Source organism: Marinobacter sp. (genome assembly GCF_052091845.1).
In the GTDB taxonomy this organism is placed as follows: domain Bacteria; phylum Pseudomonadota; class Gammaproteobacteria; order Pseudomonadales; family Oleiphilaceae; genus Marinobacter.
Map to the genome: position 1 here is coordinate 1 of NZ_JBQDCO010000049.1, position 22,592 is coordinate 22,592.

Annotated in this window: 18 protein-coding genes; 5 read left to right on the forward strand and 13 right to left on the reverse strand. The window is 54.6% G+C overall.

The features are described from left to right. Positions 1-230: 230 nt before the first annotated feature. Positions 231-1,517 (reverse strand): MFS transporter, encoded by a 1,287-nt coding sequence (locus ACTHYN_RS13790; protein WP_441813009.1) that lies wholly within the window; start codon positions 1,515-1,517, stop codon positions 231-233. Between the two features lie 222 nt (positions 1,518-1,739). Here ACTHYN_RS13790 and ACTHYN_RS13795 point away from each other — a divergent pair, with 222 nt between their 5' ends. The 3 genes from ACTHYN_RS13795 to ACTHYN_RS13805 all read left to right on the forward strand — a co-directional run bounded on the left by ACTHYN_RS13795 (position 1,740) and on the right by ACTHYN_RS13805 (position 5,655). After that, positions 1,740-2,642: a helix-turn-helix transcriptional regulator gene (locus ACTHYN_RS13795; RefSeq protein ID WP_441813010.1), complete on the forward strand. Its 903-nt coding sequence runs from the start codon at positions 1,740-1,742 to the stop codon at positions 2,640-2,642. Between the two features lie 16 nt (positions 2,643-2,658). Then, positions 2,659-4,428 carry an ExeM/NucH family extracellular endonuclease gene (locus tag ACTHYN_RS13800; protein WP_441813011.1) on the forward strand — a complete coding sequence of 590 codons (1,770 nt, stop codon included), beginning with the start codon at positions 2,659-2,661 and terminating at the stop codon, positions 4,426-4,428. 162 nt (positions 4,429-4,590) lie between these two features. Beyond that, complete coding sequence (locus ACTHYN_RS13805) at positions 4,591-5,655, forward strand: AraC family transcriptional regulator ligand-binding domain-containing protein (RefSeq protein WP_441813012.1); 1,065 nt, start codon at positions 4,591-4,593, stop codon at positions 5,653-5,655. On the opposite strand, the gene queE is transcribed toward ACTHYN_RS13805, so the two are convergent. The 6 genes from queE to ACTHYN_RS13835 all read right to left on the reverse strand — a co-directional run bounded on the left by queE (position 5,656) and on the right by ACTHYN_RS13835 (position 12,090). Continuing rightward, positions 5,656-6,312, reverse strand: coding sequence for a 7-carboxy-7-deazaguanine synthase (gene queE / locus ACTHYN_RS13810; RefSeq protein WP_441813013.1), 657 nt, complete (start codon positions 6,310-6,312; stop codon positions 5,656-5,658). It abuts the gene before it with no gap. Continuing rightward, complete coding sequence (queC, locus tag ACTHYN_RS13815; protein ID WP_441813014.1) at positions 6,312-6,977, reverse strand: 7-cyano-7-deazaguanine synthase QueC; 666 nt, start codon at positions 6,975-6,977, stop codon at positions 6,312-6,314. Before queC ends, queE begins: the two co-directional genes overlap by 1 nt. Positions 6,978-7,059: 82 nt before the next feature. Then, the gene (locus tag ACTHYN_RS13820) at positions 7,060-7,299 is read right to left on the reverse strand and encodes a hypothetical protein (RefSeq protein ID WP_441813015.1); all 240 of its coding nucleotides are present in this window, start codon (positions 7,297-7,299) and stop codon (positions 7,060-7,062) included. A 291-nt stretch (positions 7,300-7,590) separates the two neighbouring features. Further along, positions 7,591-8,004 (reverse strand): response regulator, encoded by a 414-nt coding sequence (locus tag ACTHYN_RS13825; RefSeq protein WP_441813016.1) that lies wholly within the window; start codon positions 8,002-8,004, stop codon positions 7,591-7,593. A gap of 55 nt (positions 8,005-8,059) precedes the next feature. Further along, entirely contained in the window at positions 8,060-8,611 is a 552-nt protein-coding gene (locus ACTHYN_RS13830; RefSeq protein ID WP_441813017.1) for a hypothetical protein, read from the reverse strand. Beyond that, a complete protein-coding gene (locus ACTHYN_RS13835) occupies positions 8,608-12,090 on the reverse strand; it encodes a response regulator (protein ID WP_441813026.1) in 3,483 nt (1,160 codons plus the stop codon). The genes ACTHYN_RS13830 and ACTHYN_RS13835 overlap by 4 nt, the downstream gene beginning before the upstream one ends. Positions 12,091-12,275: 185 nt before the next feature. Here ACTHYN_RS13835 and ACTHYN_RS13840 point away from each other — a divergent pair, with 185 nt between their 5' ends. Next, entirely contained in the window at positions 12,276-13,346 is a 1,071-nt protein-coding gene (locus tag ACTHYN_RS13840; protein ID WP_441813018.1) for a hypothetical protein, read from the forward strand. Here ACTHYN_RS13840 and ACTHYN_RS13845 read toward each other — a convergent pair. After that, positions 13,340-13,597 (reverse strand): hypothetical protein, encoded by a 258-nt coding sequence (locus ACTHYN_RS13845; protein ID WP_441813019.1) that lies wholly within the window; start codon positions 13,595-13,597, stop codon positions 13,340-13,342. The two genes, ACTHYN_RS13840 and ACTHYN_RS13845, sit on opposite strands and share 7 nt — an antisense overlap. 198 nt (positions 13,598-13,795) lie before the next feature. On the opposite strand from ACTHYN_RS13845, the gene ACTHYN_RS13850 reads away from it, so the two are divergent. Continuing rightward, positions 13,796-14,140, forward strand: coding sequence for a hypothetical protein (locus ACTHYN_RS13850; protein ID WP_441813020.1), 345 nt, complete (start codon positions 13,796-13,798; stop codon positions 14,138-14,140). 9 nt (positions 14,141-14,149) lie between these two features. Here ACTHYN_RS13850 and ACTHYN_RS13855 read toward each other — a convergent pair whose 3' ends face one another. The 5 genes from ACTHYN_RS13855 to ACTHYN_RS13875 form a co-directional block, all read right to left on the reverse strand. Further along, positions 14,150-15,436 (reverse strand): serine hydrolase domain-containing protein, encoded by a 1,287-nt coding sequence (locus ACTHYN_RS13855; RefSeq protein WP_441813021.1) that lies wholly within the window; start codon positions 15,434-15,436, stop codon positions 14,150-14,152. Between the two features lie 325 nt (positions 15,437-15,761). Further along, on the reverse strand, positions 15,762-18,005 hold the full coding sequence (locus ACTHYN_RS13860; RefSeq protein WP_441813022.1) for an NADP-dependent isocitrate dehydrogenase: 2,244 nt from the start codon (positions 18,003-18,005) through the stop codon (positions 15,762-15,764). A 441-nt stretch (positions 18,006-18,446) separates the two neighbouring features. Then, positions 18,447-20,438: an acetoacetate--CoA ligase gene (locus ACTHYN_RS13865; RefSeq protein WP_441813023.1), complete on the reverse strand. Its 1,992-nt coding sequence runs from the start codon at positions 20,436-20,438 to the stop codon at positions 18,447-18,449. Positions 20,439-20,455: 17 nt separating this feature from the next. Further along, a complete protein-coding gene (locus ACTHYN_RS13870) occupies positions 20,456-21,235 on the reverse strand; it encodes a 3-hydroxybutyrate dehydrogenase (protein ID WP_441813024.1) in 780 nt (259 codons plus the stop codon). Positions 21,236-21,285: 50 nt separating this feature from the next. After that, positions 21,286-22,592, reverse strand: a 1,307-nt coding sequence (locus tag ACTHYN_RS13875; RefSeq protein ID WP_441813025.1) for a TRAP transporter large permease, incomplete at its 5' end; no start/stop codon positions are given.

Below are 22,592 nucleotides of genomic sequence, written 5' to 3' on the forward strand. Positions count from 1 at the left end.
TAATAGTTTGCGCCAGCGGCGTGTTACTCGAGCGACGGCAAATGGAAACTGATCTCTCATGGTTACTACTCCGTTCCTGGGCCGGGATCGTGGCTCTGCAAGCTGCTCTTTACCGGCCAAAAGGCTTACATTTTGTGAATGCTACCAATAGTAAGCTAACCATTGCGATAAAAACAGATGATAAGCTAAAACAGAGTCGAGAAACTCTCAAAAGGATTCAGGTCAACGACTCAGACAGCAGGATGGCAAGGCTCGCCCCTGGATTTTCCAGTCTCCGCGCACACCTCAAACTCGGCATTCCGCGGATCTATTTCAGTTAATACAGCGGAGGTCTCAGGCATTGCTGGCACGTAGTGTTCCTGATCCTCAACCGCGACATCGGCTGTGTAAGTGATACGCAAAGAGGTAATCACCGCAAGAACCAGCAAAAAGCACGCGTTGCCTACAAACAGGCCTTTCGGACCCATCAAGTTTATCAGTTGAGCCATCACAATGGGGCCAATAACACTGCCAACACCATAACTGAGCAGCAACGTAGCACTGGCAGCGACAATACGGGTGCCTTCCATACGATCATTGGTTATCGCAACAGAAATGGGATAAAGCATAGCTGAGAGCCCGGTAAAAAGTCCCACCAAGAGCATGAGCAGTCTCAGATTTTCGGCACCAATAAAGGCGACGCCAACCGCTACAACAGCAGAAGAAAGTGTCACCCAGAACATCACACGGCGGCGGTCAAAGTGATCGCACAACCGCCCCAGTGGCCAGGCAAGCAACATGGCAGCAACAATGGCACTGGCCATAAAGGTTGACGTTTTGGCAACATCAAGCCCCGTCAACGTTGCATAAACCGGCCCCAGCGCATAAAAACCGCCAATCAGCACACCGCAGGTCACGGCCCCGGAGACCCCTGTGAACGACTCACGTGCAAGCGTAAAAAAGGAAATGCCCTGAACCTGTTCAATAACCGGCGCTTCCATGCGAGTCAATGCCAGGGGAACCAGCGCCAATGCCAACAAAATGGCGACAAGGGAAAACGGCATATAGCTGGACGGATCGCCTAAGTTAACAATCAGTTGGCCGCCGGCTGCGGAAAGGTAAAAAACAATCTGGTAGACCCCGAATAGTGCACCACGATTGCTATTGCTGGCGCGACTGGAAAACCAGCTTTCGATCACAACCAGTACCCCGGCAATGCTGAAGCCCGACAACACCCGCAGACACGCCCAAAACCCCATGGATACCGACATGGGATACATCAGTGAGACAACCGCCGCAACGGCTGCGAATGCTGCAAATGCACGGATATGACCAACACTGCCAATAATCCTGTGAACGTAAAGAGTTCCCAGAACAAAACCTGCGGAATAGCAAACCAGCACCCAGCCGATAATATCGGGAGACACCGACTCAATACTCAAACGAATACCCAGCAGCGTCATCAGAAAAGCGTTTCCGCTGACCAGCAGAACAATACTCAGAAGCAGAGCAGACAAAGAAGCGACCATTCGGGTCATTACGGGCACTCCGGGCACCGGTTAATGCCGCATTACATCAGCACTTACAGATAGCGCCTAATACGCACTTTCCGAGGCCACCCGAACCACCGGTATTTAACCTGTAAACCCGACCTTCGCGCTGTTTTACAAAGTTTCACATTAATGCGCCGTAACAGACCTTCAGGACCATAGAAGGTAATATTAACAGTAATTATTCAACATACTCGTGAGTGTCTGGTTATGAAAAAAACGGATTGGCCCATCCGATGGGATCTGCTGCTTCGCTACCGACTCATTGAAACCATTGCGCTGTGGGAAGGTCGTTTAACGACAAACCATATATGCCATAGCTTTGGTATCGGGCGGCAACAGGCATCCAAAGACATAAACACATACCTGCGTGAGCTTGCCCCTAACAACCTGATTTATGATCGCCACTTGAAGGGGTACGTACCTGCGCCTAACTACAAGCCAAGGGTAACGCGAGGGCATGTCAGCGAATACCAGGATTTACTTGCAAGTCAGCAAAACCTGAGCAGCACATTTGAAGCCCTTGAGGTCGGCCTGCCAGACAACACGGTTGTATACGGTCCCAACCGCGTAATAGCACCCGAGACCATGCGGGCCGCCGTAACAGCGACGCGCCACGGCCGTCAGCTTAGAGCCAGCTACGCCTCCCTGAGTCGGCCGGAAGCTGTAGAAGGTATTTTGGAGCCGCACACACTGGTGTGCACCGGTAACAACTGGCACCTGCGTGCCTGGTGTGATTCCAACCGGGAATTCAGAGATTTCGCTCTCAGCCGGTTCCACGACACACCGACAGCACTGCGTGTGAAAGCCAAGCATACGGGCCAGCAGGATGATGACTGGAATCGAAAGGTTACAATGGCGATCTCCCCCGACAGCCGCCTGACCGAGGCCCAGCAAAAAATTATCGCGCTGGATTACGGCATGCGACATGGTTATCTGGAGGTGAATGCCCGGGCGGCACTGGCACCGTACGTATTGTCCCAACTTGGGATAACTCTGGACAACCATCATCCGGACCCGCTGGTTCAGCAACTTGAACTGACCAACCCGGATCAGCTTGGCTTTGGCAGTAAACGAGAGCGCGCCCTGAAAGCCGTCGCTGGCCTCAGCTAATCATTAAACCATCAGCGTGAACCCAAGCACTCGGTATTTTCGTGCCCTCGTCCTTTTTCTGCTATTGGCTAGCTTTCAGGTACAGGCAGCCAACAGCTGTGGCGAGCCGGCAACGCCGATTTCGGAAGTCCAGGGTCAGAGCGAGACCTCGCCACGGGCTGGCCATCAGGTGACGGTTGAAGGGATTCTCACGTTCGACGCCCGCATGGAAGGTGGATTTTCCGGTTTTTACCTGCAACAGGCCGATGATGAAACCGACGGCAACCCGGAAACCTCGGAAGCCTTGTTTGTTTACACCCGCAAGCAAACCGGTAAACCCGGTACCCGCCTGCGGGTTACCGGCACTGTAAAAGAATTCCATAACCTGACTGAGCTCGCCAACGTTCGCTCTGTTACAGCCTGCGGTTCTGCCCCCCTGCCAAAAGCCCGGGCTTTAACATTGCTTTGGCCAAATACCCTTGAATCCCTCGAAAACATGCGTGTTCAGGTGGTCCAGCCATTAACCGTTATCGATTCCTGGAACCTGTCGCGTTATGGCGAGCTTACGCTGGCCGCAAGCGACCAGGTAGTGCCAACAGAGTATATGAAGCCCAGTCCGCAAGCATCGCAAATCGCCGAACGTAACCGGCAGCAGAGACTGTTACTGGATGATGCCCGTGGTGTTCGCAACCCCCGCCCGATCCCCTGGCCCCCTGGCGGCCTCAGTGGTAAAAGCCCAACAAATACAGTTCGCAGCGGAGACAAGATTCACGAACTTGCCGGCGTTCTTGATTACCGGTTTGGTGCCTGGCGAATACAGCCGGAAAAGCAGCCGGTTTTCGAGCCCGTGAATACCCGGTCTTCCGCCCCGGCAAGACCCGCAACCCCCCATGTTCGGGTTATGACCATGAACCTGGAGAATTTTTTTAATGGCGATGGCGAAGGAGGAGGTTTCCCCACAGCCCGGGGTGCGCCAACCGCGCAATCATTTGAAGTGCAACAACAACGGCTGGTCGAGGCTTTGCGCAGGCCAGATCCGGATATCCTGGCCATAACAGAGCTGGAAAACGACGGTTATAGCGACACCAGTGCAATAGCACAGCTTAGCCAGGCACTCGGTCCAAAGTGGGACTTTATTAAAACGCCCGAGGCAGATGGCAGTGACCAAATACGCACCGGCCTGCTGTACCGCAGTGATCGAGTGGCCGCCGAGACGCAAGCCGAGCGCCTGAATAGCGGGCCGTTCCGCAGCAGGGGCCGGCCGCCACTGGCACAAACCTTCCGATCCAGAGGTCAGCGCTTCGCGGTTCAGGTGGTGGTGCCGCACTTGAAATCAAAGTCGTGCCGGGGTGCACAGGGCAAAAACCGCAACCGAAATGATGGCCAGGGCTGCTACGCACAGCGCCGCACCGATGCCGCTCATGCACTTTTGGAGTGGATTGAAACGCTGCCGCAGATCCCGGACCTGGCAGGCACACTGATCACTGGTGACCTCAACAGTTATTTCCGGGAGGCACCGCTGCAGGTTTTTCAGCAAGCGGGGTTTACCAGCATGATGCACCATTTCTACCCCTGCACAATAAGCCAGTGCGATCACTACACATACAGGTACAAAGGTGAAAAAGGCTCCCTGGATTACGCGCTCGCCTCAGCGTCGCTTAAGGACAGAATCCTCAACACCCAATCCTGGATGATCAACGCAGACGAACCACCGGCGCTAGGATATAAAGCCAACCTCCCCGGCACGGCCAATTCGCCGTGGCGCGTCTCTGATCATAACCCTTTGATTACCGATATCCGGCTCTGACCGAAGCCGACATTCCTGAAAGATTCCGCAGAGATAGCCGCCAATTGGCCTCTCGTGCCTATTGACGCGTCATTGAAGTCATGGGGGCATGGTGCTGCAAAGGTCATAATCGGGACAGTGCTTAAACCACCAGATAAAAAACAGCTCTTAACAAGGATTCCCATGCGTGTCTCTGCCTCTACCTCACAAGATATGGGTATGCCGGCAATCTACCTGCATATACTGGCTGAATTACTGCACAGCATTGGTCTGGACGAACGCGACCTGATGCTTCGGGTTGGACTGGACCCGGTTCAATTGAAATCTGCAGACACCAGAGTAAGCCAGGCTCAAGCCGCCGAGTTTATCACTCGCGCCATTATAGAAAGCGGCGAACCCGGCCTTGGCGTTATGCTGGCCAGCGAACTTAAACTCCCTCTGCACGGAGCTCTGGGTGTTGCAGTAATGAGCAGCCGCACCTTGCAGGACGCATTGAATTTGATGACTCGTTTCCTCACGTTGCGTGCGCCCCACCTGAGCGTGAGTCGCCACGAACACCATGGCAAAATGCATTACACCATTGTCTGTGATGGCGAGCCGGGGCCACTGCTGGGATTTGTTATGGATTCCATGCTGTTCGGCTGTGCCTTTATGGGCGAACAGCTAACGGGTAGCGCAATCGAGGGGGCAAAAATTCTCAGGACAGGACCAGAGCCTTCGTATTTCCGACGCTTTCGCCAACGCATTATGGTGCCGGTTGAATACGGCGCCACAGACGATGCACTGGTTATTCCAGCCGCTATGCTGTCGGCCCCCATTCGGTTCAGTAACGACCAGCTTGCGGCATCTTCCCGCGCCCAATGTGAGGATGCGCTAAAGCAATTAACAGAAGATGCGGGCTTTGATTGCCGGGTGCGCCGGGTGATAGAAACCAGCTATCCCTTTCCACCAAAACTGGCTCGGGTAGCGGCCACTCTGTCTGTGTCTGAGCGCACCCTGAAACGCCGATTGCAGGACGAAGGCGCCAGTTTTCAGCACCTTGTGGATCAGGTGCGCCTGGAGCGCGCCCGGGAGTTTTTAACCGGTACCGGCATGAACCTGAACCAGATTGCCGATCTGTTGGGCTACGCAGATGCCGCCAACTTTACCCGTGCATTCAAGCGCTGGACAGGAGTCAGCCCGAGCCATTACAGGATCGCGGAACAGCTAGCTGTCCGTGGCTTCCCGCGCCAACCCGCGCCTGCGTGATCAGTCGATACCAATGATTTTGTGCATTTGTATGGTCAGACGCCAGCGGGGGTGGTTCAGGCAATAATTCGTTGCCTTGCGCGTATTGCTCTGTTTTACATGATCTGAACCGGTATCCGGGGCGGATGGCGATGCCATAGGAGAGAGAAAAAAGTGCCGGGCATTTATGTGAGAAAACCGGTCCGGCATGGCCTTCGGCTGGGGGTATACCAGCTTCAACTCATCGCAAGCTTCAATGACCACAGGCGCATCTGCTTTGGGACTCACACAGAGCCAGTCAATGCCCACTGGCGCGGGCAGGGTGCCGTTGGTTTCAACACCCACTTCAAAACCCTTTTGGTGAAAGGCTCCGATCAGCGCTTCATTCAGCTGCAATAACGGTTCGCCACCGGTGCAAACCACATAAGGCACGCCTGGTGCATCTGGCCACAGGCTGTGAATATGCGCCGCCAGGGCGTCGGCAGTTTCAAAAACACCACCATTCTGGCCGTCTGTGCCAACAAAATCCGTATCGCAAAAATTACAAACTGCAGTGGCACGGTCCTTTTCCCGGCCTGTCCACAGGTTACACTTGCTGAACCGGCAAAACACCGCAGCGCGGCCCGCCTGGGCCCCCTCGCCCTGCAAGGTGTAAAAAGCTTCTTTTACCTTGTACATCAGCGCCCAGCCTCATAGGCCAACGGGTCTGCAAGGCCGTTTTCCGCAAAGGCTTCAAGCCGCTCCACACAGGAGCCACAAAGCCCGCACGCTTTTTCTCGCCCGTTGTAGCATGTCCAGGTATTGCTGTAATCGAGCCTGAGCTTCAAGCCTTCAGCCAAGATATCGCCTTTGCTCATGTGCATGAAGGGCGCCTCAATGCCCACCGGCTCATAGTTAGCTACCCGGCACACGGCATCCATTTTTTCTACGAACTCAGGCCTGCAGTCCGGATAAATCGCGTGATCGCCACCGTGGGCGCCATACCATACGGCACTGGCGTTCACGGTTACGGCGTAACCGGTAGCCAGGGAAAGCAGGATCATGTTGCGGTTGGGCACCACCGTGGCCTTCATATTCTCTTCTTCATACTCGCCTTCGGGAATATCAGCACCAGAGGTCAGGGCAGAGCCAGCCATAACCTCGCTCATGGCGCGAATATCAATCACCTTGTGGGGAATACTCAGGTCTTCACAGACAGAGCTTGCAACATCCAGTTCACGGACATGGCGCTGGCCATAATTGAAGGACAGTGCGTGCACCTGTAATCCACGGGCGCGAGCACCGTGAAGCAGGGTAAAGGAGTCCATGCCTCCGGAATAAATTACAACCACTGTGTCCGTCATGGGGGCTCCTGACAATGAGATAAATGACCCGGTAAGGACCGGGAATACAGTGATCCTATTGTAACAGAGCAAAGTGATTATCTTAGTGCTTCAGCCCACGCACCCGGAGCACAATTATCTCCAGCCCGTCTCTCAGGGTATACAGGGTCCAATAGGTAACTAACGCCATCAACCCGGCACCAACAACGGTGAAGCCCAGGTCATCACCAACAACCTGACCTTTGGCGAGCACCATGTACATAGCCAGAACGGCAATCAAAACAATTTCTACAGCGAAATGGAGACGGAACTTATTGCGGGCAGATCCGGAATTTACGGACATTTTCTTGGGTTTCAACCTCTGGTATCGATCAGTATGGATAATTATTTAGTGTACGAATTATCCCCCAAACAACCCCGGATATCTGTACGAGTTAGTGGCTACGAGTTTTCCACTATCAAAAAAAACGCAACCATAGAGGCTGCGTATAAAGGAGAGATCAATGGGACACCCGGCTGCCGAGTATCCAAAATGCACAACGTATAAACACGTGACGATTGAATTATGAGCCTGCTTCCTATATGGGTCTGTACGCGTTTGCCGAAGCACTCACAAAAAGCAGCCGCTAACCCGCTAATGGTTTCGGTTAAGGCCCTGTGTCATCGCCGATCCAGCACTGTGCACCACCGTATAGTTGCTTATCACATCGTGTATTTTTTCCTGGGAGTAGGGTTTAACCACATAGCCATTAGCCCCGGCGCTAATGGCACGCTGAATACTATCGATAGAATCATCTGCGGTAACCAGCACTATGTGTTGCTCATCCCGGGCTGCTTTAAAGCCTTTCATCAATTCATGGCCATCACCATCCGGTAAGCCAAGGTCCAGCAATATAATCTGAAACCTGCCCGCATCAAATGCGTTACGCGCTGAGGCGGCGTTCTCGCATTCTGTTACATCTGTCGCTCCAGCCTTGTAGAGCATATCAACCAGTCGCTCACGCATCAGCGGCTCATCTTCTACAACCAGTACTGTCAATTTATCCATTCATGTCTCCTTTTGCCGGGCGCATGCCTGGCCAGATTCCTTGCAGTGCTGCGGTTTACCACGAGTCGGTGCCGCTGTGGCGCGGAAGATCCAGCGGCGCGTGGCCGGCACGGGCTGGGTCGGCAACATCTGTTGAGTGTCCCTCTGTGCCTGGCGCATAGGAAGCCTGGCCGACATCGTGAGTCAATATATTGCTGATAGTGACGGCGGTTGAGTATAGCGAGATTGCAATGATCAGTAATACCGGTTGCACGAAGGCCACAAAGCCCGGAACCTCGGCACCGCCAATAATACTCAGTATTAAAATAATAGCTGGCCCCAGCACTGCAAACAGGGTCAGCGCGATAAAGAATACAATACGCTCCTTGTAGCGACCAAGCTCTCTGTTGGTTACAAGCCCCAACACAAATTTCCCGATGGCCAGCCCGGCAAGAATCGCTGCTGCTATGCTCAGATCAGGCTGCATCAGAGTTTCGTAGAGATTGCCATCCCAAAGGCGCTGCATACCGATCACAAGAAATGGGAAGAGCACAAACAGGATATCAGCATAGGTGCCGTACATCGTGCTCATTGACTGATGTTCGAGTTGTAACTGGCGCTCATTCATTTGCCCGGTCCTGTTTTATCCTGCGGTTGTTCGCGTTCGATCATTTCATCCAGTATTGCCAATTCGCTGCTAATCTGGCCCCACTGCGGTTTCGCCGTTTTAAGGAGTGTTTCCACGATACCTGCCTGCTGTGTCATTCGGGGATATCCCATGGCTCCCGCCGTGCCTTTTATCTGGTGGGCCTCTGACTCAAGTACGTCGCCATTACGGCTTGCAAGTGCCTGGCTCATTCGCCGTTGGCGCTCAGCCAGTCCTGACAGAAACCTGGCGACCAGGCTACTAATACCCTCGTCTTCATCCAGGGTGCTCATCTCTGCTGGCACAACTTCTAAAAAGCGGCTTAACAATGTTTGAAGCCGGCGCTCGTCGATGGGTTTATCCAATACGCCATCACAGCCCGCATCACGCAGGGCGTCGGTTTCCTGCTGATCGCCCGCTGTAAACGCAATGATGGGACGCCGAAAACCTGCCTGGCGTAATAGCTGAGTTGCAGCAACGCCATCCATTGCCGGCATGTGCCTGTCCATAAGTACCAGTTGCACTGAGCTTGAAAGCGCTTTGCGTACGGCCTCATCACCCGAAGAAACAGAGATCACATCCAACCCGAGGCGGTTCAGCATACGTTCCACAAGCTGCCGGTTATCTGGGTTATCCTCGGCGACCAGAACACTGCCACGGTATTGTTGGTTTGGCTCTGTGGTAATGCCGGCATGCACTTTCAGGTAACGAGCCAAAACCTCATAAAACCGCTGCTTGTCGATGGGTTTGGCCAGGTGTTCGTTACAGCCCGCCAACCGGTAATCGGTAATGTCTTCAGACATTACATTCGCCGTAAGGGCAATCACTGGCGTATTCACCCCGGCTTCGCGCAGCGCGGCCGTTGCGTCACGGCCGTTCATAACGGGCATCTGAATATCCATCAGAATCGCATCGAATGGCTCCCTGATGGCCGTTTCCAGCGCTTCTGCGCCGTTGCTTACGTGCACCAGTTCGGCACCGGTTCGGTCTACCAGCAGCGATACCAGGCGGCGGTTTACGTCGTTATCTTCCGCACAGAGTATGCGCCCGGACAAACGCGGCGCCAAAACCATTGGCATGGACCGCCGACGCTGGCTAAGCTCTGACGCATTCCGCAGAAAATGCACCTGTTCGGTATCGCCAGTGTGAATCGATAGTTCAAACTCGCTGCCTTCCCCGTAGGTGCTACTAACACGGATGTTGCCACCCAGCATTTCTGCCAGCCGCCGCGAAATACTCAGGCCCAGCCCCGTGCCACCATACTGCCTGGAAATAGCAACACTGCCCTGGGCAAAGGGGTCAAACAAACGATCAATTTGCTCTGGCTTCATGCCGATGCCGGTATCAACAACTCTGGCCACAAGCATTTCCTGCTCACGGTCACAGCGAATTGACAGGGAGATTGACCCTTTTTCCGTGAATTTAAGGGCATTACCACACAAATTAATGATAATTTGCCGCAACCGCGTGGGGTCTGTCTGAATCTGTTCGGGCAGAGGGAACTCACACAGTATATTGAAATCCAGCCCTTTTTCCCGGGCTCTGGGCGCAAAAAAGGCGCGAATTTCATCCAGTAGCTCCGGCAGATTCACCGAGACCACATCCACATCCAGCTTATTGGCATCTATTTTGGAATGATCGAGAATGTCGTTCACCAGTTCCAGTAGATGCCGCCCGCTGCGAACCACTGTCTCTGCGCTGCTGCGTTTTTCCTGATCATCAAGCCCCGGATCCATGAGCGTTTCACCGTAACCGATAATGGCCGACAGCGGGGTGCGGATCTCGTGGCTCATATTGGCGAGAAACTGGCTCTTGGCCTCTGCGGAGTTGCGGGCCAGCTCCTTTTCAAGCCGCTCCTGTTCCCGCTCACGCTCAATGCGCTGGCGCCGGTGGCTTTCGGTGGAATCAACGCAAGTACCTTCAAGGTGCGTGGGCTCACCGTCAGTATTATAAGCCGTGTGGAGTGAGATAATGGCCCAGCGCTCTTCCCCCGCTTTGGTCAGATAACGGGCCTCAACACCTTTAACCGTGCCTCGGGCCTCCAGCTGCTGAACCACCAGTGCCCGCAGTTGATCATCTGCTATGCAGGTTTCAAGCACATCAGGATTGTTGGCCAGCAACTGCCGGCTACTGTCGAAACCCATTAACCGCGCCATGGCTGGGTTGGCGGTTACAAACTGACGCCCGACAGACATTTGGAAAACGCCCTCAATGGCATTATCAAACAGCGACTGATAACGCTGCAGACTGGATAACGCCCGGCGACTCCAGTTCAGTGCCTGGCCCTGCACCTGTTTAATCCGATCGGCCAGAGCAAAGGAAAAAAGAACGATCTGCGCAGAAAGGCCAATTTGCGGTGCGTAGCTGGTGAACGTATTAAGCGGCAGGTAACCCATAACCGTTAAGGCATAGATGCCAAAGCCGATAAGCGCCAGCGCCCAGGCAAAGAAATACGAACGTGCCGCCGGATTGTAATAGCGCCAGGACAGAAAACTGATCACAATCAGAATCAGACAGATGAACACCGACCCGATAACAATCCATTCCATGGCAACGTGGTAGGGCAAAAACAGTGACAGCACAAAGGTGAGAATTACTCCGTAAATACAGAGTTTGATAATCCGATCCAGGTCAACTGACCGGGTTGCGGTTTCGAGGAGCGCCCGGGCCATCAGCAGCCCCCAAAACCAGGTCATAATAATCTGATAATGCAGGTACTCCTTGTTGAACAGGGCCGGGCGGCTATCCAATAGCTGAATGCCATGTACCTGCTCAGTGGCGATAAACACCGCCGCTGATACAAGATAAAGCACATAGTAAATGTTACTGCGTTCGCGAACCGACACGGCTACGAACAGATTGTAAGCCAGGATGGCAAGCAGGCTGCCCAACAACGCGCCCCGCACTACCTCGTCGACCGATACTTTTTCTATGTAGCTGTCAGGGCTCCAGAGACTGACCGGCAGCCGGAACGTATTGGTATTGATGATTCGAAGATACACAGAGGTAACGCTACCCGGCTCCAGATTCAGCCGGAACGTAGGGTTGGGCACAGCCAGATCACGCTCTTCCCAGTTATCCTGATAGCCTGCCGTACGCTGATCAATCAACTCGCCGTCGCGCACCAGATACAAAACCACTTCGTCTACCAGCGGCAGGGCAAGCTCCAGAATCCATTCGGTGCTCGCCTGACCGGTGTCCGCACGCAAATCAAATCTTGTCCAGTATGCGGATTCGGTATAGCCAAAGTTCAATACACCGCTTTCATGGCGGGTAAAGCGCTCTGGCTCCATGGCAAGAATATCGGGCAACAGATAAAGCTGACCGGCATCTTCAAGGTACGAGATGCAGCCACCAAAGTCGCGAATGCTTTCGGTGCTGTTTTTCAGCACTAACTGACCATTGCGGCACTGCTCTTGGGCAGCTGCCAGGCCAGGCAGCAGGGCCGTTAACAAAAACATTGCGACAAGCAGCCACTGCGCCGCGTTGCCTGAAGCCGGTTTGCACCGTTGCTGCAAAATGTGATCTCCGCGAGGGCAGATGTTTGTCTTATGGTTTATTGTCTGCAGTCAGGTCGGGGCGCCAAGCCCCGCGGATATTCACTTTAGCCGTTTACGGCTGGTTTCGCACCTCAGGGCTTTCTGAAATGAGACACTCCTGCTTTTTCGCCGCCATTTCATTCACATTCCTGAACCTGAGCGGTTGCGGGATGGAGGATACCGGGCCCGTAGCGCAAAACCCTGCGGCTAATGTCGACCTGACCTTTTCAACTTTTGATCTCAAAAATACTGAAAAAGCACCGAATACGCTTGAACAGACCCGGTTTTGGGATTTTTATCAGGGTATCCAGCCCATTGACAGCAATGCCAATAATCTTGAAACGGCAAAGGAGATTCGCGACCACATTGACCGGTTTATCCAGGCGACCCGCGCCGAAAGCAACAATCACTATAAAAAAGTGCGTAACCCGCTGGACCTGATCAACCAGGTAATCGCATCCAACGAGGTAACGAACTTCCACGAAGGCAGAAAATACATCAGTCAACGCATCGCGGATGGGCAAGCAGGCACCTACAACACCCGGGGAAACGGAGCGCTCATACGGTTTACAGACCAGAACGCCGTATTGGAAGATGCGCCGCTTAATGAAAAGCTGTGGGTTTTTCCAACCCTGGACTGGCGATACCTTCCCTCAGGCCCTGAAGGCAGTCATTTGGAAGAGAAGGTGTACCGAACCGTTCAATACGTAAACCGAAGCGTTGACGAGGCCTCATCCAGTGAGCAACCGGAGCTGGTTAGCGTACTGGCTGGCAGTCGTTTCAGTGCCAACAGTTTCAGCACCTCTGCGTACAACAGCCCGGAGTATGCCACTGCCGATTACATTAGCCGAAACTATGGTGGCGTCGAATTAAGGCAGGAGTTCACCGGAAACAAAATCGATACGCTGTTTATCAAGAGTCCGGACAAGCCCGTGCTGGATCTGAGCCGCCATAACGTCACACCTGCCGATCAGAGCCCCGATTGTCTGAGGGTAGAGGTGGATTATGCAGGCTCAACGCTGAGGGTTTTCCATTCAAATGGTGAACCTGCCAAAGTTGATGCTCCCACACCCGCAGAACCGAATAAAACCAAAGAAAATGAAGACTATTGCGGGAACCAGAAAAATGGTGCCGCGGCTATAGTCTGGGCAACAGTGGCACCCCCGAACCGTCAGTAATAGCGTTGCTCGTCAAGATCCCAGTTTCGCAAAAAGCCTTTTTTGCGATCAATCATGCGTTCGTAGGTTGAGATCATAACGGCTACATGGGGTGCTTTGGCCAGGCGCAGAATTTCGATACGGCGCTCTAGCCGTTCTACTTCTGTGAGCACTTGCTGGTGTACGTGGTTTCTTACACTGTCGTGGTGATCGAGCCGAACCCTTCGGAGCATGCAAGGGTTGTCCTGGTCCGGGTATGTGGGCTTATCCATTGCGTCTCTCATCCATTGAGTGGCGGCGGTTCCTTAACCAAAAGGTAGTTTGCACAACTGTCAGACAAACTGCAACAAAATGAATAGAGTTTCATTTTTACAGAATAACCGGGCACCCGCACCTGCTCCCAAAGGAATCCAGGCTCATCCACTGCTATAATCCCCTTACCGATTGTTCTCCAGCTACCGGAATTGTGTATGAGCCAGACCTCCGTTGCAGACACTCTACGGGAATACCTTTCCCTGCTTGAACTGCTAGACGACGCCTACTGGGAAGCCGCCACCATCCAGCACAAGGATATGCTTTACGACATCATCAGCATATTCAGCCAGGAAGTTTCCGAGATAAACAAGCTCAGCATTCAGGATCACCACTACCCTTATGAGGTGATCACTGAAGGCATTCGCCGGGTTGAGCCAAAACTGGAAAAGCTGGACGAAAGCCGGGAGGAAGTCATTCAGCGTACTCAGACACTGACTGACTTCCGGGATATTTTATCCTCAGTGCTGGGCATTCTTGAGGATCAGCTCAGGACCCTGTGAGCTGTGGCGTCACGCGGCAATCACAGGGCGTTCACTTTCGGGTAGAATAGGGAAATGCTGGGCCATGTTATACACAAACTTGCCCAGCGGTGGGAGATGGTGTCCTACGATGGGGAAGCCTGTGTTGAGCAGGCTTACGGAGATATCCCGTGCGGCGTCTGCCCAGCAGAGCTTGTTGATCAACCCGACATGCCCGAATGCGTAACGGCTGTTTTGCCCCCACAACCCAACTGGATTACCACCCAACATCATGCCGGCGCTGAAACGCATGGGCATCAGCATGGTGCGGTCGATCTGTAGCGAACCAAACTGCTGAATGGCACGACGCACGGTAATATCGCTACAAATGCGCCTGCCTTGCCAAACCCCGCCATTGAGCATCATCTGGAAGAAACGTCCCATTTCTTCGGCCGTTCCGCACAGGTTGCCTGCCGGGATTACCGCTTCCTGAAAACGGCGGTCGTTTGTTACCCGCTCCACCGTTGCAATGTCTCCACCCAGGGCACGATTCACAATCCAGGACACAGGAAAGCGCGGCGTCGGCCCGGTCGCATAATTGGTGGCCAGGTCACCCAGGTTTTCAGGCTGAACCCCGTAGGTAAACCACCTCATGCTCATGGGTCGGCGCAGGTGTTTGTCCAGGTAGTTTTCGATGGTGTCACCTGTCACTTTCTCAAGCACCCGCTGCAGTACGTAACCGCCCGTTATCGCGTGATACGCGATTTTTGAGCCGTCAACTTCCACGGCGCGAGCTTCACACAGCAACCGCCATACTTCTTCCGTATTCCAAAGCACATCAATCGGTGTTTCCTTTGGAATAGCGGGAATACCCCCCCGATGGGACAATATCTGGTGCACAGTAATAGTGCGTTTTCCGTTTGTCGCAAACTCCGGGCAGTAATAGGACACAGGGTCCATCAGGTTAACCAGGCCCTGCTCAACCAGCATATGCATGAGCAGCGCGGTGACCGCCTTGGAGGCAGAAAAATAGCAGATTGGCGTATCTGTGGTCATGGCGATTTTGGGCGAGCCCGTTGGCTCATGGGGGCCATTGCCACTGGCATGACCGATCGCACGGTGCAAAATTTGCTCGCCCCGGTGCCGCACGGAAACCTGGATGCCGGGATGCACTCCCGTGCGATACAAGGCTTCGACGCTTTTCCAGATAGTGTCTACTGTATGGTTATCAACACCAGCCGCTTGCGGATTTTCCCCGGCCGCATCGCGATAGGTAACGGTAGAAAGATCCTTGGCAACCTTGCTGCTGTGCAAAGCACGACGGGCTATCGAATTCATCGGGTACGCCTTGGTGTTGGTGACTATTACTATGTCTATCTTCGAGGGCAGGGAGATTCGGTTCATTGGCCGGAAACGGCCTGCCTGAATGTCAAAGCGTACACTGATTCCAGCTCAGCGCACCAGAATGCCTTGCACCAGGCTTCGGCTGGGCGCTTCGACAAGGTTTACACAAGCGCAGGTCGCCGCCGGTTGGAAATTGCGCCTTCTGCCGCAGACCTGGCGGAATTAACCGGCAGGCATAAAAAAACCCGAAGAGCCGGCTTATGGGCTTTTCGGGTTTTATCTCAGGCAATCAGGTGAGTAACCCGACTGCCGTCGGGGATTATTTCACCGATGCGCGAGCATCTTCCATAATCCGGTTGAGGGTTTCGCTAGGTTGCATCACGGCTGACACCTTATCTGCCGGAGCATGGTAATAGCCCCCGATATCGGCGGCGTTGCCCTGGATAACACTCATTTCCTCAAGGATTTTGTCCTTGTTCTCTTCCAGTTGGCCAGACATTTTCACAAAGAACTCTTTCAGCTCTTTGTCACTGTCCTGGTTAGCCAGCTCTTCCGCCCAGTAACGGGCCAGATGGAAATGGCTACCTCGGTTATCCAGCTCACCGGTCACGCGGGAGGGCGACTGGTTGTTTTCCAGCAGACGCTCAGTAGCCTTGTCCAGCGTTTGACCCAGTAGGCGAGCACGCTGGTTATCATGCTTCTCACCCAGTTCATCCAGAGACACCGCAATGGCCAGGAACTCGCCCAGCGAATCCCAGCGCAGGTGGTTTTCCTGCAACAGCTGCTGCACGTGCTTGGGTGCCGAGCCGCCGGCGCCGGTTTCGTACAGACCACCGCCGTTCAGCAGAGGCACAATCGACAGCATCTTGGCGCTGGTGCCCAGTTCCAGAATCGGGAACAGGTCGGTGAGGTAGTCCCGCAGTACGTTGCCCGTGACCGAGATGGTGTCCAGGCCGCGAATCAGGCGCTCCATGGTCCAGCGAATAGCACGAACCGGCGACATAATGCGGATATCCAGGCCATCGGTGTCGTGATCTTGCAGGTAGGTATTTACCTTTTCGATGAGCTGCGCATCGTGGGCGCGTTCGTCATCCAGCCAGAATACCGCCGGCATATCAGTGGCGCGGGCGCGATTAACGGCCAGCTTGACCCAGTCGCGAATCGGCAGGTCTTTGGTCTGGCAGGCACGCCAGATATCGCCCTTCTCCACATTGTGCTCAGTCAGCACTGTGCCGTCTTCGGCAATCACACGCACAATGCCGTCTTCTTCAATTTCGAAGGTTTTGTCGTGGGAGCCATACTCTTCAGCTTTTTGCGCCATCAGGCCTACGTTTGGCACTGTGCCCATGGTGGTAGGATCGAATGCACCGTGGGTTTTACAGAAGTTGATGGTTTCCTGGTAGATGGTGGCGTAGGTAGACTCAGGCATAATCGCCTTGGTGTCCTTAAGCTTGCCATCACGGGCCCACATCTTGCCGGAGTTACGGATCATCGCCGGCATGGAGGCGTCGACAATTATGTCGCTGGGCACGTGCAGGTTGGTGACGCCTTTAACGGAATCAACCATGGCGATTTCAGGGCGATGCTCGTAGGTTTTGTGCAGAGCTTCCTGAATTTCTTCCTGCTTCGACTCAGGCAGATCCTTGATTTTTTCAATCACGGAAGACAAGCCGTTGTTCGGATTTACACCGATTTCGTCGAACAGATCGCCGTACTGATCAAACAGCTCCTTGTAGTAAATCTTCACCGCGTGACCAAACACAATCGGGTGAGAGATTTTCATCATGGTGGCTTTCACGTGCAGGGAGAACATCACGCCGGTTTTTTCGCAGTCTTCAATCGCATCTTCAAAAAACTTGCAGAGCGCTTTTTTGCTCATGAACATGCCGTCAAGCACTTCGCCTTCCAGCAATGGCAGCTCGGCTTTGAGTACAGTCTGCTCGCCGGCCTTGTTTTCGAACACAATGCGGGTGTTCGTCGCTTTATCCAGGGTGATGGACTGTTCGTTCGAGTAAAAGTCGCCGCCCCGCATGTGCGCCACGTGGGTGCGAGAGGCCGGGCTCCACTCGCCCATGGTGTGAGGATATTTGCGTGCAAACGCTTTAACAGCTGCCGGGGCGCGGCGATCGGAGTTGCCCTCACGCAGTACCGGGTTCACAGCACTGCCCAGTACTTTGGCGTAGCGGGCTGTGTTGGCCTTGTCTTCGTCGGATACGGGGTTTTCTTTGTATTCCGGAAGCTTGTACCCCTGATCCTGCAACTCCTTGATGGCTGCGCGCAGCTGCGGAATGGAGGCAGAAATATTCGGCAGCTTGATGATGTTGGCGTCCGGGTCTTTGGTGTACTCGCCCAGCGACATCAGGTCATCCGGGACTTGCTGGTTTTCTTCCAGGCAGTCAGGGAACCTAGACAGTATGCGGGCCGCGAGGGAGATATCGCTGGTTCCGAATTCGATTCCGGCCGGCTTGGCGTAAGTTTCCAGAATCGGGAGCAATGACCGTGTTGCGAGGGCAGGTGCCTCGTCGGTCAGTGTGTAGATAATTTTGGCTTTGGATGCTGTCATTTTCGTCCTCAGGCTATTAGGTGGGTTCGGGACGGTCATGGCGAGATCTGGCATCTTGTGAATGGCCGACCTTTGCAATGACTGATTTTGGAACGTTTGATAGACCTACTAAGATACCATTTTTTTGTGACCTCTGGTTACGATCTTAGTATAAGAACGGACTAAAAACCCTTGATCTTCGGTAACCCGGGGATGAACTGGTGGGATTTTACGAAACTTTCTTACATTCCGAGCATGATGGCCTATTAGCCTGGGAGATAGCGCGGTGGGGGTATCCCTTCCCAAAACACGCTCCTTGCGGCACATCCATGTGGCGCTTGGGCTCCGCCATCCATGGCTCCGCACAGTTTTGGAAAGGGATACCCCCACCGCTTTGCCAGCATTTCAATGGCCTTCCGTGACTCTAATCCTAAGCCATTGACCGCGTACAACTCACAAACCCTAACTCCTCGGCAGCAGGTTTACTTCCGCCAACCGATCCCGAATCTGGTCAAGCGCTTCAGGGTTGCTCAGGGCATCGCGGTTGTCGGCTTTGGTGGAGCCGTTGATCAGGCGGGCGACGGCCAGTTCCACTTTTTTTCCGCTGCGGGTGTACGGAATGTCCGGCACCTGAACGATGTGTTTGGGAACGTGGCGGGGGCTGGCGCCTTCGCGGATCTGGACCTTAAGCTGCTTTAGCAGGTCTTCGGTCAGCTCTTGGCCCTCGGCAGGTACCACAAACAGTACAACTTCTACGTCGCCGTCGATTTGGCGTCCGACTACGAGGCTGTCTTTAACAGCCGCCTCCGTTTCTACCTGGCGGTAGATTTCTGCGGTACCGATGCGCACGCCGCCGGGGTTCAGGGTGGCGTCGGAGCGGCCGTAGATGATGGCGCCGCCGTGTTCGGTGAATTCGATAAAGTCGCCGTGGGCCCACACGCCCGGAAAGGTGTCGAAGTATGCGGCGCGGTAGCGTTCGCCGTTGGGATCATCCCAGAAGGCTACTGGCATGCAGGGCAATGGCTGACGGCAGACAAGTTCGCCACGGCCCTGGTCTACGGGCTTGCCGTCGTCGTTGTATGCAACGGCGTCGACACCCAGGAAGCGGCACTGGATTTCGCCCCGGCGCACAGGCAGGAGTGGGGTTGAGCCGACAAAACAGCCGCAGATGTCGGTGCCGCCGGCAATGGAGCCCAGCAAAGCACCCGGTGCGCCCTGGCTGTATACCCAGTCGTAGTCTTCCGGGAGCAGTGGCGAGCCGGTGGAGAATACGACTCTGAGCTTGCCCAGGTCCAGGGTTTCTGCGGGCTTCAGTTCTGCTTTGCGGCAGCCGGCAATAAATCTGGCACTGGTGCCAAAGTGGGTAACGCGCTCTTCAGCGACTGTGTTCCAGAGCATGTTGAGACTGGGGTAGCCGGGGGAGCCGTCGAGGGTGATTACAGCAGCGCCGGTCAGCAGCGCCGAGGCTTGCCAGTTCCACATCATCCAGCCGCAGGTGGTGAAGTACAGGAACCGGTCTTCCGGGCCCACATCGCCGTGCAGCATGAGTTCTTTGGCGTGATTTACCAGCATCCCTGCCGTGCCGTGAACGATGCATTTTGGTTTGCCAGTGGTGCCGGAGGAATACAGGATATATACCGGATGGTCGGGATCAACCGGGGTAAACGTTGGCGCCTGGCCTGCGCCAAAGGCGATTGCCTGATCCCAGGTGGCCACCAGATCACCGGTAATGGGCGCAGCGTCTGGCAATTGCTGAACACTAACCACACAGTTCAGCGTCGGCAGGCCGGCAATCAGTTCTGCAAAGTCGTCCTGGCGGGCCAACACCTTGCCGCCGTAGCCATAGCCGTTCACAACGATAAGCGCGGAAGGCTCAATCTGGCCAAACCGGTCGAGAATGGCCCCGACACCAAAGTCCGGTGACGCAGAGCTCCAGATAGCGCCCAGGCTGGTTGCCGCCAGCATTCCCGCCAGCGCTTCGTAGCCGTTGGTTACAACACCGGCTACCCGGTCACCCTTTTTTATGCCTTTGCTCCGCAAAAAAGCCTCCAGGGCGCCCACGTCGGATTTCAGCTCGCCGTATGTGCGGCGCTGAACCGGGCGGGTTTCACAGTAGGCCACAACGGCTTCCCGATGAGCATGGTCGCCGTCTGCCAGTCGCAACAGGTTGGCAGCGAAGTTCAGCTTCATGCCAGGGAACCACTCGGCGCCGGGCACTTCCCGCTTGCCCAGCACTTTTCTGGCAGGTGTGTCGCACACCAGACCGCAGTATTCCCAGATTTTGGCCCAGAAGGTTTCAAGGTCGTTAACCGACCACTGATGCAACTCGTGGTAATCGGCAAAAGGGCCGTAGCCCTGATCTTCCAGCCAGGATTTAAAGCGACCCATGCGAGTGCTTGTCAGTACGTCTTCCGAAGGAGACCAGACAATCGGGGACTGCTCGGTAACACTCATTTTTTGCTCCTGTTAATTTACTGCATGTGCCAGCCGTGGCTGACCACAATAGATTGACCGGTAAGGGCTGCAGAAGGGAAGGCCGCCAGGTGTACCGCTACCTCGGAGACATCTTTCAGTGTAGTAAACTTGCCATCCACGGTGTTTTTCAGCATGACTTTGCTGATGACATCTTCCTCGGAAAGACCTAACTCCTTGGCCTGCTCCGGAATCTGCTTGTCTACCAGCGGCGTTCGAACAAAGCCCGGGCAGATAATATTGCTGCGCACACCGTATTCGGCGCCTTCTTTGGCCACTGCACGACATAAGCCTAGCATGCCGTGCTTGGCAGCGACGTAAGGGCCTTTCAGGGGGGAAGCTTCTATCGAATGAACAGACCCCATATACAGCATGGTGCCCCCACCGCCAGCGTACATTTGTGCCAGGGCGGCCCGGGTAACCAGAAACGCGCCATCGAGATGCACATTCATCACCCGGCGCCAATCCTCATACGCCAGTTTGTGTATGGCCTCTATATGCTGAATGCCGGCGTTAGCCACGGCGATATCCAGGCCCCCCCATGCTGCCACAATCGCCGCAACCCCGTCGTCTACTTCGGACTCGTTGGTCACGTCCATGGCCAGCGCCATGGCTGTTCCCCCTGCTTTTTCAATGGCATTTGCAGCGTCTTGCGCGCTTTCCAGGGTGATATCCGCAACGGCTACACGGGCACCTTCACGGCCATAATGCTCAGCAATGGCCCGGCCGATGCCACGCCCTGCCCCGGTAATCAGGGCTACTCGATTTTCGAGACGCATAGTGTCTGTCTCCCAATTATTATTAAGATTATTTAAAGATAGTCGTCTTGTCAGGAGCCGCCATATACTTCGTTGGGCAGCCAGGTGGCCAACGGCTCAAACCAGAACACCAGCACCAGCGCCAGTAGCTGCAAGGCAATAAACGGTAATACGCCCAGATAGATATCCCTGGTGGTAATGCCCGGCGGGCACACACCTTTAATGTAGAACAGGGAGAAGCCTACGGGTGGGGTCAGGAACGACGTCTGCAAGCACATGGCAAACATGATGGCGAACCACACGGGCTCCACACCCATCTTGAACAGAACCGGCGCCACCAGGGGCAGCACAATCAAGGTAATTTCCACCCAGTCCAGAAAGAACCCAAGCAAAAAGGTAATCAGCAATACCGTCAGCAACACGCCAGTGGTGCCAAAAGGCAGGCCGGTAATGGCACCTTCAATTACGTCATCGCCACCCAACCCGCGCAGCACAGACGCAAAGACCGTGGCACCAATAAAAATGCCAAAGATAAATGCCGACGTGCGGCTGGTTTGGTAAAGCGACTGCTTCAGGGTGTCCATATCCAGGCGCTTGCTGACAAATGCCATCAACAAAGCGCCACCGGCCCCTACTGCGGAAGCCTCAGTGGTTGTGGCTATGCCAAAAAAGATGGAACCGAGCACGGAGATAATCAGCGCCATTGGCGGCAATACCGCCCGGAACACGTCAAACCAGGCCCGGGCATCAAGGCGCTGCCGGTTTGCCGGCGCGGGCGCCAGATCTTTTTTGATATAAGAGGCGATGATGATGTAAAGAATATAAAGCATGGCAAGCATAACGCCGGGAATCAGCGCGCCCATGAAAAGCTTGCCTACGGAGGCATCCGAGGTGCCCAGGCGATCGGCCATCAGTACCAGCATGATGCTTGGCGGCACCAGGATGCCCAGGGTACCCACAGAGCAAGCCGTGCCTACCGCCAGAGACTTGTTGTAGTTGGCCTGCATCATGGGGCCAAGGGATAACATGCCCAGCAGTACCACCGACGCACCCACAATACCGGTGGAAGCCGCAAGCAACACGCCAACCAGCACCACGGTAATAGCGTAGCCGCCCCGCAGTCCACCAAGCACTTTCACCAAACTGTGCATCAGCTTTTCGGCGATACCGGACCGGTCAAGCATAATGCCCATGAAGATAAACATGGGTAGCGCGACCATCAGTTCGTTGGCAACAATGCCATAAATCCTGGCGTCCAGAACGCCAATGGTACCCTGCCAGGTAAACCACAGGGGAGAATCCAGATACTCGACCATCACGTGACCGACAATACCGAAGATAAGACCAATACCCGCCAGTGACCAGGCAACCGGGAAAC

Excerpts from the sequence above, each read along its gene's own strand:
- ACTHYN_RS13790 (WP_441813009.1), bottom strand. The coding sequence starts at position 1,517 with ATGACCCGAATGGTCGCTTCTTTGTCTGCTCTGCTTCTGAGTATTGTT.
- ACTHYN_RS13795 (WP_441813010.1), top strand. The coding sequence starts at position 1,740 with ATGAAAAAAACGGATTGGCCCATCCGATGGGATCTGCTGCTTCGCTAC.
- ACTHYN_RS13805 (WP_441813012.1), top strand. The coding sequence starts at position 4,591 with ATGCGTGTCTCTGCCTCTACCTCACAAGATATGGGTATGCCGGCAATC.
- queE (WP_441813013.1), bottom strand. The coding sequence starts at position 6,312 with ATGTACAAGGTAAAAGAAGCTTTTTACACCTTGCAGGGCGAGGGGGCC.
- queC (WP_441813014.1), bottom strand. The coding sequence starts at position 6,977 with ATGACGGACACAGTGGTTGTAATTTATTCCGGAGGCATGGACTCCTTT.
- ACTHYN_RS13820 (WP_441813015.1), bottom strand. The coding sequence starts at position 7,299 with ATGTCCGTAAATTCCGGATCTGCCCGCAATAAGTTCCGTCTCCATTTC.
- ACTHYN_RS13825 (WP_441813016.1), bottom strand. The coding sequence starts at position 8,004 with ATGGATAAATTGACAGTACTGGTTGTAGAAGATGAGCCGCTGATGCGT.
- ACTHYN_RS13830 (WP_441813017.1), bottom strand. The coding sequence starts at position 8,611 with ATGAATGAGCGCCAGTTACAACTCGAACATCAGTCAATGAGCACGATG.
- ACTHYN_RS13835 (WP_441813026.1), bottom strand. The coding sequence starts at position 12,090 with ATGTTTTTGTTAACGGCCCTGCTGCCTGGCCTGGCAGCTGCCCAAGAG.
- ACTHYN_RS13840 (WP_441813018.1), top strand. The coding sequence starts at position 12,276 with ATGAGACACTCCTGCTTTTTCGCCGCCATTTCATTCACATTCCTGAAC.
- ACTHYN_RS13845 (WP_441813019.1), bottom strand. The coding sequence starts at position 13,597 with ATGGATAAGCCCACATACCCGGACCAGGACAACCCTTGCATGCTCCGA.
- ACTHYN_RS13850 (WP_441813020.1), top strand. The coding sequence starts at position 13,796 with ATGAGCCAGACCTCCGTTGCAGACACTCTACGGGAATACCTTTCCCTG.
- ACTHYN_RS13855 (WP_441813021.1), bottom strand. The coding sequence starts at position 15,436 with ATGAATTCGATAGCCCGTCGTGCTTTGCACAGCAGCAAGGTTGCCAAG.
- ACTHYN_RS13860 (WP_441813022.1), bottom strand. The coding sequence starts at position 18,005 with ATGACAGCATCCAAAGCCAAAATTATCTACACACTGACCGACGAGGCA.
- ACTHYN_RS13865 (WP_441813023.1), bottom strand. The coding sequence starts at position 20,438 with ATGAGTGTTACCGAGCAGTCCCCGATTGTCTGGTCTCCTTCGGAAGAC.
- ACTHYN_RS13870 (WP_441813024.1), bottom strand. The coding sequence starts at position 21,235 with ATGCGTCTCGAAAATCGAGTAGCCCTGATTACCGGGGCAGGGCGTGGC.